The organism is Treponema brennaborense DSM 12168, from assembly GCF_000212415.1.
Taxonomy (GTDB): Bacteria; Spirochaetota; Spirochaetia; order Treponematales; family Treponemataceae; genus Treponema_F; species Treponema_F brennaborense.
In genome coordinates, this window is the sequence record NC_015500.1 from 1 (window position 1) to 12,220 (window position 12,220).

Annotated in this window: 13 protein-coding genes; all 13 read left to right on the forward strand. The window is 47.6% G+C overall.

Annotation, left to right across the window (positions count from 1 at the left end; all coding sequences use genetic code 11):
• Window positions 1-51 precede the first annotated feature (51 nt).
• The 13 genes from dnaA (at window position 52) to TREBR_RS00060 (ending at window position 12,137) form a co-directional block, all read left to right on the forward strand.
• Window positions 52-1,593 carry a chromosomal replication initiator protein DnaA gene (gene dnaA / locus TREBR_RS00005; RefSeq protein ID WP_013757181.1) on the forward strand — a complete coding sequence of 514 codons (1,542 nt, stop codon included), beginning with the start codon at window positions 52-54 and terminating at the stop codon, window positions 1,591-1,593.
• Window positions 1,594-1,840: 247 nt separating this feature from the next.
• Window positions 1,841-2,944: a DNA polymerase III subunit beta gene (gene dnaN / locus TREBR_RS00010; protein ID WP_013757182.1), complete on the forward strand. Its 1,104-nt coding sequence runs from the start codon at window positions 1,841-1,843 to the stop codon at window positions 2,942-2,944.
• Window positions 2,945-2,953: 9 nt separating this feature from the next.
• Window positions 2,954-4,042, forward strand: a complete 1,089-nt coding sequence (gene recF, locus TREBR_RS00015) for a DNA replication/repair protein RecF (protein ID WP_013757183.1) — start codon at window positions 2,954-2,956, stop codon at window positions 4,040-4,042.
• Window positions 4,035-4,562, forward strand: a complete 528-nt coding sequence (locus tag TREBR_RS00020; protein ID WP_013757184.1) for a DciA family protein — start codon at window positions 4,035-4,037, stop codon at window positions 4,560-4,562. Before recF ends, TREBR_RS00020 begins: the two co-directional genes overlap by 8 nt.
• 88 nt (window positions 4,563-4,650) lie before the next feature.
• A complete protein-coding gene (gene rpmH, locus TREBR_RS13980) occupies window positions 4,651-4,806 on the forward strand; it encodes a 50S ribosomal protein L34 (protein WP_013757185.1) in 156 nt (51 codons plus the stop codon).
• Between the two features lie 19 nt (window positions 4,807-4,825).
• Window positions 4,826-5,188 carry a ribonuclease P protein component gene (rnpA, locus tag TREBR_RS00025; RefSeq protein ID WP_013757186.1) on the forward strand — a complete coding sequence of 121 codons (363 nt, stop codon included), beginning with the start codon at window positions 4,826-4,828 and terminating at the stop codon, window positions 5,186-5,188.
• Entirely contained in the window at window positions 5,185-5,406 is a 222-nt protein-coding gene (yidD, locus tag TREBR_RS00030; protein WP_013757187.1) for a membrane protein insertion efficiency factor YidD, read from the forward strand. The genes rnpA and yidD overlap by 4 nt, the downstream gene beginning before the upstream one ends.
• 39 nt (window positions 5,407-5,445) lie before the next feature.
• Entirely contained in the window at window positions 5,446-7,257 is a 1,812-nt protein-coding gene (gene yidC, locus TREBR_RS00035; protein WP_013757188.1) for a membrane protein insertase YidC, read from the forward strand.
• 39 nt (window positions 7,258-7,296) lie between these two features.
• Window positions 7,297-7,998, forward strand: a complete 702-nt coding sequence (gene jag / locus TREBR_RS00040; protein ID WP_013757189.1) for an RNA-binding cell elongation regulator Jag/EloR — start codon at window positions 7,297-7,299, stop codon at window positions 7,996-7,998.
• Window positions 7,998-8,948 carry a DUF6675 family protein gene (locus tag TREBR_RS00045; protein WP_013757190.1) on the forward strand — a complete coding sequence of 317 codons (951 nt, stop codon included), beginning with the start codon at window positions 7,998-8,000 and terminating at the stop codon, window positions 8,946-8,948. The genes jag and TREBR_RS00045 overlap by 1 nt, the downstream gene beginning before the upstream one ends.
• Window positions 8,945-9,973 (forward strand): peptidylprolyl isomerase, encoded by a 1,029-nt coding sequence (locus TREBR_RS00050; protein WP_013757191.1) that lies wholly within the window; start codon window positions 8,945-8,947, stop codon window positions 9,971-9,973. Before TREBR_RS00045 ends, TREBR_RS00050 begins: the two co-directional genes overlap by 4 nt.
• Window positions 9,974-10,080: 107 nt before the next feature.
• Window positions 10,081-10,638: a hypothetical protein gene (locus TREBR_RS00055; protein WP_013757192.1), complete on the forward strand. Its 558-nt coding sequence runs from the start codon at window positions 10,081-10,083 to the stop codon at window positions 10,636-10,638.
• Between the two features lie 8 nt (window positions 10,639-10,646).
• On the forward strand, window positions 10,647-12,137 hold the full coding sequence (locus TREBR_RS00060; protein ID WP_013757193.1) for a hypothetical protein: 1,491 nt from the start codon (window positions 10,647-10,649) through the stop codon (window positions 12,135-12,137).
• Window positions 12,138-12,220: the final 83 nt, after the last annotated feature.

Genomic DNA, 12,220 nt, shown 5'->3' on the forward strand with positions numbered 1-12,220 from the left:
TTTAGTATACCCATATTGCAGAAAAAAGTAAAGGCAGTCTATAATGGATAAATGGCTGAACTCAACTACGCTCCCTTTTGGGAAGAATCACTAAAACAAATAGAAGAAACCTTTATTCAAAACGGAAAAGAAGCCGAATTCAGGATTTGGTTTAACATAACGTACGCCGAATCGCAGGATATGAAAATAGTCGCGTCGGTTCCGTCGTTGTTTTTCCGCGATCAGATGATTTCCCGCGGATATGCGGCGCTTATACAGAACAAGCTCGAAGAACTTTCCGGTCAGGCCATACAGCTTGAATTCATAATCATACCAAAAAACATGCAAACTGCCGCTCAAACCGGCGGCGGACACCCGGCCTCATCCGTTCACCCGGCGGCGCCCGTTCATCCGGATTCAGCCGCTCACACGCCGTCGTCTGGCCGGCCGGCGGCGTACCGCCTCCCCGCAGACGCTCCTGCCGATACGGTGTCCGACACAGTGAAACCTTTCGGTCAATACGGCGAACGTTCGGCTTCCCGTCCGCTCGGCGAACCGCTTCACGAACAGACCCGCCGGCATCCTCAGTTGAACCCGAACTACACGTTCGACAATTTCGTTACCGGAGACGATAATTCGTTCGTATACAACGCGGCACTCGCCGTTTCAAAAAACCCCGGACGTACGTATAATCCGCTTTTGATATACGGCGGCGTAGGTCTCGGTAAAACGCATCTCATGGAAGCTATCGGAAACGAAGTATACAAATCGTCCGGCGGAAACATCGTCTACATTACCGCCGAAAACTTTACGAACGAATTCATTCAGTCCATAAATACCAAAACCCAGTCAAAATTCAAGTCGAAGTACCGCAACGCGGACATACTGCTCATAGACGACATTCACTTTTTTCAGGATAAAGACGGTACTCAAGAAGAATTGTTTCACACGTTCAACGCGCTGTACGAAAATTTTAAACAGCTGGTGTTCACGTGCGACCGTCCCGTATCGGAACTGAAAAACATGACAGACCGGCTGCGTTCGCGTTTTGAACGCGGACTTTCCGTCGATATCCATATGCCAAAATACGAAATCCGGCGCGCGATTCTTGAACGGAAACTGCAGTCGATGGGCAAAAAAGTTCCCGGCGAAGTCATCGATTTGATCGCTCAGAACGTACAAACGAACGTCCGTGATTTGGAAGCGTCTCTTACCAAGATGGTTGCGTATATAGAACTCACCGGAAAGGATTTGACGATCGACGTTGCGCGCAAGGAATTGCGCGATACGTTCTTTTCTCCGAAAGCCTCGAATATTACCGTAGAAAACATACAGAGGGTCGTCGCCGATTATTTCGGCATATCGTATTCGGATATAAAAGGCAAAAAACGCACCAAAAACGTCATGCTTCCCCGCCATTTAGCGTTATATATCGCACGTGAACTGACCGAATATTCGACGACCGAACTCGGAATGGAATTCGGCGGACGCGATCATACTACCGTCATGCACGCGTGCCAGAAAATAGAAGATCAGCTGCGCTCGGATTCCACGCTTGAATCCACCGTGCAGACGCTGGTACGCAGCATAAAAGATTATAAAAAACAAGGATAAACGTTTAGACAACTTGTGTATAATATGATAAAATGTTGTGGAAGCAACGTTCACCGTTCGGATTTCGGAGGCATTGTGGAAAACCGAAGCATAACCGATAAGCGGTTGTTAGAACCGGAAACCGTTATCTTATAAACAGATATATCGGTTTTCCCGTTTTCCACAGCCCCTACTATTACTATTACTAATATATAAATTAGTATATAATAAGCTGCTCAAAACAGTATTATTTTTAAAGGAGATACATATGAGATTCACGTTCGACAGAGACGCAATGGTAAAAGAAATTGCAATCGCTCAGGAAATAATCTCTACCAAAAACGCGCTCTCAATACTTTCAAACGTATTGTTCATTGCCGAAAACAACACGCTCGCCATCAAAGCAACGGACATAAAAGTAAACTTTGAAACGAAAATTCCCGTCGTCATTGAAGAAGAAGGAACCACCACCATTTTCTGCGACAAATTCATGAGTATACTCGCTTCTCTTCCTCCGGGAGAAATCGAATTCATTCAGGAAGATATAAAAGTTACGATAAAACCCATTTCAAAAAAAGTAAAATTCCAGCTTAAAAGTATGGCAAGCGATAAATTTCCGGAATTTTCATCTGCGGAAAACGTTCCCTACTTCGACGTTCCCGCCGACCAATTCAAGGAAATGATTACGCAAACCATTTTCGCCGTTTCCGACGATGAAACGCGCTACTTCATGAACGGCGTGTTCTTTGAAAAAAAAGACGACAACCTCAACCTCGTTTCGACCGACGGCCGCCGTCTGGCTTTTTCTTCAAAAGCACTCTGTCAGGGCATTACCGATTTTCCGTCGGTAATCGTTCCCCCGAAAGTACTCACCGCGGTGCTCAAACGTGCTTCTTCCGAAGGAATGATTTCTCTGGCTATCGTAGACAAAATGATTTACATAAAATTCGGCAATTACCATTTTTCATCGGTACTGCTCGAAGGTCAGTTCCCGAACTATCAGCGCGTCATTCCCGAAACCCAGGCGCACAGCTTTGAACTTCAGAAAAGCGATCTTGCCGACGCATTAAAACGCGTTGCACTGCTCGTCGATCAGAAAGCACGCCGCGTTTACTTCGAGCTGAATCCGGGAACGCTTACAATCACTTCACAGGAATCGGATATCGGCGTGGCCAAAGAAGAAATACCGTGCCAGTATGACGGTGAAACGGTTACGATTGCAATGAACTATTTGTATATCGACGAGCCTATGAAAGTAATGAACTGCGACAGAATCAAATTCGAATTTACCGAACCAATGCGCGCGGTAACGCTCAAACCGGTTCCCGAATCCGACTACTTCCACATCATTATGCCCATGCAGATGGAGTAAAAACAGTCGGTGCCGTTTCTTTCACTTTCGTGTACCAATTTCAGAAATCTTAAAAACGATAAGATAGACCTTCTTTCAAAGGAGGTCTATTTTGTCGGTGAAAACGGTCAGGGAAAAAGCAATTTGCTCGAAGCCCTGTATTACGCTTCATACGCTTCGTCTTTTCGTACTCACAACGAACAGGAACTGGTGCGTTACGATGAAAAAGCGTTCAGCATTCGCACTTTGTTCCGTGAAGAAAACGATTCGGTCGTTTCGATGTCGATTCTTTTTGAAAATGGAAAAAAAACGATCCAGAAAAACGCCAAGAAAATAACCGACAGAAAGGAACTCGTCAATGCAATTCCGTGCGTTCTTTTTTGCCACGACGATCTGGATTTTGCCGTAGGCGAACCGGAACGCCGGCGTTTTTTCATAGACCAGTCGCTTTCCATGTACGACGCATTGTATATAGACGAAATGCGCCGATTTAAAAAAGTGCTGAAAAGTCGGAATCTCGTACTCAAAAACCAACAGTACGACATGCTCGATGCGTACGACACGCAACTTGCTCAGAACGGTCTGTACGTTCAATACAAACGTAAAAAAATGATATTTACGTTCAACGGTATTTTTACGGCATTGTATGAAAAGGTAACGGGAATAGACGGAGTGACCATATCGTACGAACCTTCGTGGAAAGAAACGTCTCACACCGTACCGGACGTAGATAGTATCGTTGATCTGCTCAAAAACAGACGATCCGCCGATATGATGATGGGGACGACGATGAGCGGCCCGCACCGGGATAGGATTCGATTTATCCGCGGCGGAAAGCCGTTCATTCCGACCGCATCCACCGGACAGCGGCGGCTTGCTTCCATTTTGCTCAGGGCAGCGCAGGCGGTGTATTATACGGAGATAACGGGCAGAAAACCCGTTCTGCTGATGGACGACGTGTTGCTTGAACTAGACCCCGATAAACGACAGAAAGTAACCGCCCTGCTCCCGCCGTACGATCAGCTTTTCTGTACGTTTTTACCGGGAGAACCGTATGAACGGTATCGCCGCAGCGATACGCGCGTGTATTTCATTGAAAACGGAGAATGGCATGAGTAAAGACGTGTATTCGGCTGCCGACGTCATAAACACCGTGTTTTCGGGAATCAGCGTGAACGACATGCAAAACGCGCAGCACATGTCCGCGCGGTGGAAGGATATTCTCGTTTCCATAACCGGCTGCGGCCAAAAACTCGCCGATCACAGTAAAATCATCGATTTGAAAAACGGCGTGCTGCTGATAGAAACCGATCATCCGGGATGGATCCAGCTGTTTGAAATGCATCGCGCGTACATATTGAAAGGGCTTAAAATGAAAATACCGATGCTTGAAATAAAATCCCTTTCATACCGGCTCAAAGGCGCGCGCGGAGAACTGCACGGCGGGATGCGCGACCTCACCAGAGAAGAAATGGAAGCGGCCGTTGAAAAACAATGCGGAAGTTCCGGTGCGGATTGCGCAGTGTCCGGTGAAAAAAAACGGCCGGAATCTGCGGAAAATGCGGAACTTCCGCCTGAATTGAAAACTATTTTCGATCGATTTAAAAAATCAATGTTGACTAATAAGTCAAAAATGTGATATTGTCTGAAGACTCATATTATAAATTCGAGGATCGCTGCCGTAAAAATTTACGTCTCGTATCCTTATCATAAAGGAGACGTGTTCCATGAAACGGACATATCAACCCAGTAAAGTAAAGCGCAACAGAAAATTCGGTTTCCGCGCACGTATGGCTACCCACGGAGGACGTCTCATTCTGAAACGGCGCCGTGCGAAAGGACGCCATAAGCTTACTGTTTCTGACGAAAAGAAGCCCTATTAATTTTTACTAAACACAGGGCATGGGAACAGACTTGGTAAGAACCGGACGTTTTACCCGCGAAGAGCGGATAAAACGTTCCGCAGACATTCAGAATCTGTTTAAAACAGGGAAACGGGTGGGCGTATCCGGCGCAAAAATGTTTGTTCTGCCGAATAATACGGATAAAAACCGTATAGCTTTTACTCTTCCCCGCGGTTACGGCAACGCGGTTGAACGGAATCGTTCAAAGCGCGTGAGCCGTGAAGCTTATCGTTATTTTAAAGCATTCCTGAACACCGGATACGACATGATATTTCTTGTCTATCCGGGAAATGATTCGTTCCGTACCCGGTGTGCCCAATTTCGTTATTTGTGTCAAAAAGCCGGAATTCTTTCATTGTGAAAAATTTTCTGACACGAGTTTTGTGTTCGCTGATTCGTTTGTATCAAGTTTGTATTTCCCCTCTTTTTCCTCCCTGCTGCAGATTTTATCCGACGTGTTCGGTGTATGCGCTGGAGGCTATCCGAAAACACGGCCCATTTAAAGGGTTTTTAATGGCGGTGCGGCGCGTTTTGCGGTGTAATCCGTTTTGCGACGGCGGGTACGATCCCGTTCCGTAAACGGCTGCAGGAATATCAATTTCAGGAGAAAAATCATTTATGGAAAAAAATACAGTTTGGGCGATCATATTGTCGACGCTTGTTCTGGTAATTTTCATGTTCGTTCAGATCACTTTTTTTCCGGCAGTTCCGGCGGCCAAGCAGACTGAACAGTATCAGAATACGGCCGACGTTTCTTCCGCGCAGGGACAGCTGCCGGTAAACACGGTTGCCGTTTCCGGTGCGGAAGAAAACGGTTCATTAAATGCGGCCGGTTCCGCCGGTGATTCGGCAGCAGCCGTTACCGAAGAACAGTTCGTCATTCAAAACGGTAAAGTAAAAGTAACGTTTACGAACCGAGGCGGCGATATTATCAATTACGAACTGCTTGAACATAAAGACGGAAATTCCGGCGTGGAAATGGCCGACAACGTGTCGGCAAAAAACCGGGCTTTTTCCGTTTCATTCGGTGCAGCTGGTACGCCGATTATCGACGATATTTTCAGTGTAAAAAAAATAGACGATAACACTATCGGTTTTTATAAGACGTTTACGGTAAAAAACAACGACGGAACGGAAAGCAGTTTCGTATTTGCGAAGCAATATACCTTCGATCCGGCGGGATATATGTTCCGGCTCGACGTGTCGATCGACGGCGACGACACGTTGAAAGGGTTGGCGTTCGGCAATTCGGCGTACACGATCCGCACGTCTCCGCAGATAGGGCCGTATTTCGACTCGAAAAACAACCGGTATGAAAACCGTACGTTCATGTCCTACAACGGCAGCAAAAAGAAAAAAACGACGCTCGGTTCCGGCCAGTCGAAAGTGTACGACGACGGTTACACGTGGACGGGCGTTTCGGGTAAATATTTTGAAATACTCGGCGTACCGCTCAATCCGACGGTCATGCAGGACGTTACGTATTCGGCTGCACTCGAAGTCGACAATTACGCGAACGCCCAGGTTATGATGAGCAGAGGTCCGATCACGCAGAGCGACGCGCAGGATACGTATTATTTTTACGTCGGACCCAAGACGGAAGAAACGCTGAAAATTTACAACAACGCTGCGGAAAACGTGTGGCATCTTTCCGGGCTGAAACTGAACGAAAGTCTGGAATCTTCCGGCATACTGTTCTGGCTTGAAACGTTCCTGAAATGGTGTATGGAACTGCTGTATAAAATCATTCCGAATTGGGGCGTGTCTATCATCATTTTGACCATTCTGCTGAAACTGGTCCTGTTCCCGCTGACGAAAAAAAGTTCGCTTTCGACTTTGAAAATGCAGGAACTGCAGCCGAAAATGCAGGAAATTCAGGCGAAATTTAAAGATCAGCCGGATAAAATGAATGCGGAAATGGCAAAACTGTATAAGGAAACCGGTTACAATCCGCTTTCCGGCTGTCTGCCGCTCCTGATTCAATTTCCGCTCATTTTTGCAATGTACAATCTGTTCAACAATTACTTTGAGTTCCGCGGCGCGATGTTCATTCCCGGCTGGATTCCCGATCTGTCGGTGGGAGACAGCGTGTACGCGCTGAATTTCAATCTGCCGTTTTTGGGCAATCAGCTGCGGCTGCTGCCGATCATATACGTGATTTCGCAGCTGCTGTTCGGTAAGGTGACTCAAAGCGGTACCGCCGCGGGTGCGAGCGGTATGCAGATGAAAATCATGATGTACGGTATGCCGCTGTTTTTCTTCTTTATTTTTTATAACGCACCGTCGGGACTGCTCATTTACTGGACGGTCAGCAACGCGCTGCAGCTCGTGCAGCAAGTGATATTGAATAAGACGATGAAAGCGAAACGCGCTGAAATTGAGAGCAGAGAACCTGAAAAGAAAGTATTTGTTCCCAGAAAGAAAAAATAATATTTTTTAGCCCGGCCCGTCCGGGCGGTGGAGTTATATATGGTATACGAATATGAAGGAAAGACCGAAAAGGAAGCTATTGAAAACGCCGCTTCGGAACTCGGACTCGAACGGGATCAGTTTGACGTAGAGATTCTGGAAACGCAGAAAAACAGTTTGTTCAAAAAGGGTTACGTGCGTATCCGCGTTCATACCGTTGATACGAACGAGCACGTTGCTCCCGAATTCGACGGCGGAATGCCTAAGACGAAAAACACGCTGTTTGCCGATCCGCTTCCGCAGGATGAATTTGAAAAGAAACTGATAGATTTTACGGCGTCCGTTATCCGCAAAATGGGTTACGAAGTAACGGTTGAAATCATGTTCCGTGAAGAACGGAAAATCGGTATCAGACTGAATTCCGCCCATTCTTCGATTCTGATCGGCCGTAAAGGCAAAAACCTCGACGCGTTGCAGCTTTTAGCGAACGTGTACGCGGGCCGTTTGGGCCGTGAAGACGTTCGCGTCATTCTGGATACGGAAAATTATCGCATCCGGCGGGAAGAATCGCTGGTACGCCTTGCGTACAATACCGCCGACAAAGTGCGCACGACTCGGAATTCGATTCTGCTTGAACCGATGAATCCGTTTGAACGCCGGCTGATACATACGACGCTGAACGACATTTCGGACGTAGAGACCAAAAGCGAAGGCGAAGGTCTGTACAAACAGGTGCGCGTTTTATATAAGGGTGTACGCTGATGATGCTGAAAAGGTTCGCACTGAGGAATACCGTTTTTTCCGTGTGCCTTTTTTGTGCCGCATCGTTCGCCGGAGCCGAATCGGTTCCGGCTGCGGTAATCGAACCGGCTGCGGCAGTTGCGCCTGCGGTTGCAGGGACCGTGCCGGCTGCGGAAACTGGGCCGGCGGCCGTTGAGTCCGCCGCGGTTCCGAAACCGGCTTTTTCCGGTTCCGTTTTATTGGATCCGAGTGTTCGGGCCGAATTGGAAAAAACCGGCAATATCAAACAAAATCATTATAAGGACCCCGGAGCAAAACCCGTTTTATATCCGCGAACCGAACTGGGAGCCGCGCTGCTCGACACGTGGGCGGGTGATTCTGATCCGGTTTTTTTGGCGGAAACGCTGTATTTGCTTAAAAAACCCGAATCGTCCGTCGGATTGAAAAACGATACGGATCTCATATCGAAAGTAGTCCGTTCCGTTTCCACGATGGAAGGTATTCCGTATTATTCAAACAGTGAAAAACGCATGAAAACACTGTATGAAAAATCCTATACGATTAATAATCCCACCGACCGGCAGAAAATTCCTGATGTAACGGAAGGTTCCGCCGATAATCTGTCGATATATGCGTTTCAGGAAGACGGAACCTTCGGTAAAATCGTATACGAAATCAAATATACGCAGCGTGAAAATGAAGTTTCAATGGTGATTCACAACGTTGCGCCCGTGAAGTTGTCTTTTATCACGGCGATAAAGCCCCAAAATTTGGCGCTGTCACTGCTTATCGTGGACGAAGGGGACGATCTGCTGGTTTATCTTTTGGCGCAGATCAAATTTCCGGCGCTGTCGCTGATAGAAAACGCGCTGAACAGATCGTTCGGTGCACGCCTTGACGCGACGTACAACTGGTTCGAGTCGGAATATCTGGATGCGAAAAAGCGCGAATCAGAAGGAGCCGTAAAATGAAAAAGCTGAGTGCGATCCTGCTGTGTGCGGGATATATTATTTGTGCGGGGAGTTGTTCACCGATGGAAAAGAGTATGAAAGCTATAGAAGGTAAAGACGGTGTGTTCGCGATTATGCAGACATCGAGAGGTAATATCGTTTTGGAACTGTATTACAAACAGACCCCGCTGACGGTAACCAATTTCGTGGGACTTGCCGAAGGTACGCTTAATGCAACGAACGGAAAGCCGTTTTACGACGGACTCAAATTTCACCGCGTTATCGCCGATTTTATGATTCAGGGCGGCGACCCGAAAGGCAACGGTACCGGCGGTCCGGGATACCGTTTTTCCGACGAGTTTGTCGATGAATTGAAGCACGACGTGCCGGGGACGCTTTCCATGGCGAACGCCGGAGCCGGAACCAACGGCAGTCAGTTTTTTATCACACACGTTCCTACGCCGTGGCTCGACGGAAAGCACACGGTGTTCGGCCGCGTCGTTGAAGGACAGGACGTCGTAAACAAAATAAAACAGGGCGATCTTATCGAAAAAGTAACGATCGTCCGTCAGGGTGCCGATGCACAGGCTTTTACGGCGAGTCAGGACGATTTTGACGAACGCAGCGCGGCGGCAAAAAAAGCAGCCGTTGAGAAAAAGGAAAAGGGCCGTGCGGCTACTATCGCGCTGATCGAAAAGAATTTTCCCGGTGCCCGGAAAACTGCCGACGGTATTTATTACGTTGTAACGAAAGAAGGCAGCGGAAGTAAGGTCGGAAAGGGTAAAGCCGTTTCCGTTCATTACAAAGGGTATTTGCTGGACGGTTCGGTGTTCGATTCATCGGAAGGACGCGGTACGCTTGATTTTTCTACTGCGGCCGGTCAAATGATTCCCGGTTTCGATACGATGGTACAGGATATGAAAACGGGTGAAAAGCGGACGATCGTTCTGCCGCCCGAACAGGCGTACGGCAGTGCCGGTGCCGCGGGCGTTATTCCCGGCGACGCGTACATTGCGTTCGACGTGGAACTGGTTCGTGTAAAATAGAAAAAGTTAAAATATCATATGCGATGGAGCCGCTGTACACGTATCTGTGTAAGCGGCTCTTTTTAAATCAAAAAAAGAAACACCAACAAGGAAACGGGAGCGGCCAGATGAGCGGAAACGAAAAACGATTGATAGTACCCGTGCTGCTGCTACTGTGCGCCCTCGCATCGGCAGCCGAATACACGATTGAACGGAAAGGTGACGACGGAACGACCGTCTCGACCGACATCGCCGTAACGGTACACCTCATGAACTATGAAATCGAATGGGCAAGTAAAAGCGACCCCTCGAACCATACGACCTATACGGCAGGAAGTAAAAATAAAAGCGGCGGCTGGAAAATACTCAAAGACAAAGACGGTCTCCTTATCTGGGAAATCGCCTCCGCTTCGGAAACGGAAACGCTTGCCGCAATAGAAAAAAAAGCCGGAAACGGCACGATAGAAACAAAAGACGGCAGTGCTCCGATCATCGGAAAAGCCGGCTACACAGCGGAAAAGACGTCGGGCAGCGGACAGATAATCAGAAACGAAGTAACCGTGCCGATCCCGGCGGATCCCGGCTGTATCGTCGTCATACAAGTATACGGACAAGACGGAACGCACACCGTCCTACTGGAACGCACACCGTCCTACTGGAACGCACGGAAAGCTTTTACGAACTGAAAGGAAACATGAGCAAAGAAGCAATCTGGCAAAGTATGGAACAATGGCTTGAAAGCAGCGACGGAAAAACGGAAACCGAAAAAGCGCAAAAACGAAACGTAAAATTGGCCGAACTGCTCCGGGACACGCTGCTGAACAGCCGAAACAGCCGGCTGGGCGGCCTGTATGAAACGGACACCGAAGGCAACTGGTATCTGAGAAAGTATCTGGAATTCGTTCTGGACGCAGATAAAGGCGGAGCGTGCAGTGTCTACGGAGAATTGTTGTATGAAGAAAGCGGCAAAACGTATAACCCGGCCGCGTACGGACAATTGACGGAAACCGAACGGGAAAAAATAGCCCGAGCAGCCGAAACGTATCTGACGAACGCCGTTGAATATGAAAGCGACAAAACACGGGAAGAAAAGCGTATTTTCAGTCCGATAAAAGAATATGAGACACGAATGCGGGAACTGATAATAGAAAACGAAACAGGCAACCCCTTACCGTATATGGAAGGAGGAACGGACACCGCGAAAATCTTCTGGTATAAAATGGCAGAACAAGCCGAAAGGAAAAAATCAAATACAACGCTACCGGTAAAGAACAGTATATCGTGGGTAGCAATAGCCGAGTTTTTAAGAAACGACTATAGCGAATACGCGGAAAACGGCCACATCCCCGGAAGAACGACCGGAAGCGACGAACTGGGACTTATAAACGGCTCGATAGTAACGGCCGGACTTGACGGAAGCGTAAAATGGAATGATACTGAAAAAGACAGCGCCGAACAATTGAAAGCATATGAAAAAAGCATAGCCGGAAACGCCGGCATGGAAAAAGAAAAACAACTGTCGGCACAATACGAGGGAAGATATCTGAACCGGGAAAACTTTGAAAAAATAAGCGCATACGTCCCAGACGCAACGCAGATACGCAGAGGAGATATCCTTGTATACGCGGATACGGTGAGAAACCGAATTAAAGCGGGAGTAATCAGCAGCATACCCGCCGCCGGGAGCGCGTACGGAACGAATCAGAAAACCTTTATGGAGGAAATGGAAATCGTCTATATGGATGAAGAACAGGGAAAAGCGCTTAAAAGAAAAGTAAAAGAAAGCCCGTTTGCCGCTCAGGCAGGCAAAAGCGTCTGCGTCAGACTGCTGAAAAAAGAACGGCCCGGCAGCAAATCGTATAAAACCGCCGATTGGGACGTACTGGACTTGGCAATAGCGAAAGCAGAATTGACGATAGGAAAGATGAGAGAACAAAGCCAAAAAAATGAAGAGAAATGGCGATTTATCCCGAATACGGGAGAATACCTATTGTTAAGCGATATAAAAATTCGTGCGGAAACGAAAAAAGGCCTGAAGGTACCGACGGGAGAAACATTCAAAGTGAAAAACCTCGGAGCGGAAGACAGAAACTACGAAGAAAGCAAAAAAGACAAAGGAAACATCCGGAACAATAAGGCGAACCGATTTGAAATAGCACTATTTGATACGGTAGGAATGAAATGAAACGAAGGCAAAGCACAGCTGAACCGAACGGGCGGAAAAACCTACGGAAGTGAAGGACTTGAAAAAATAGAACTGAAAATAAA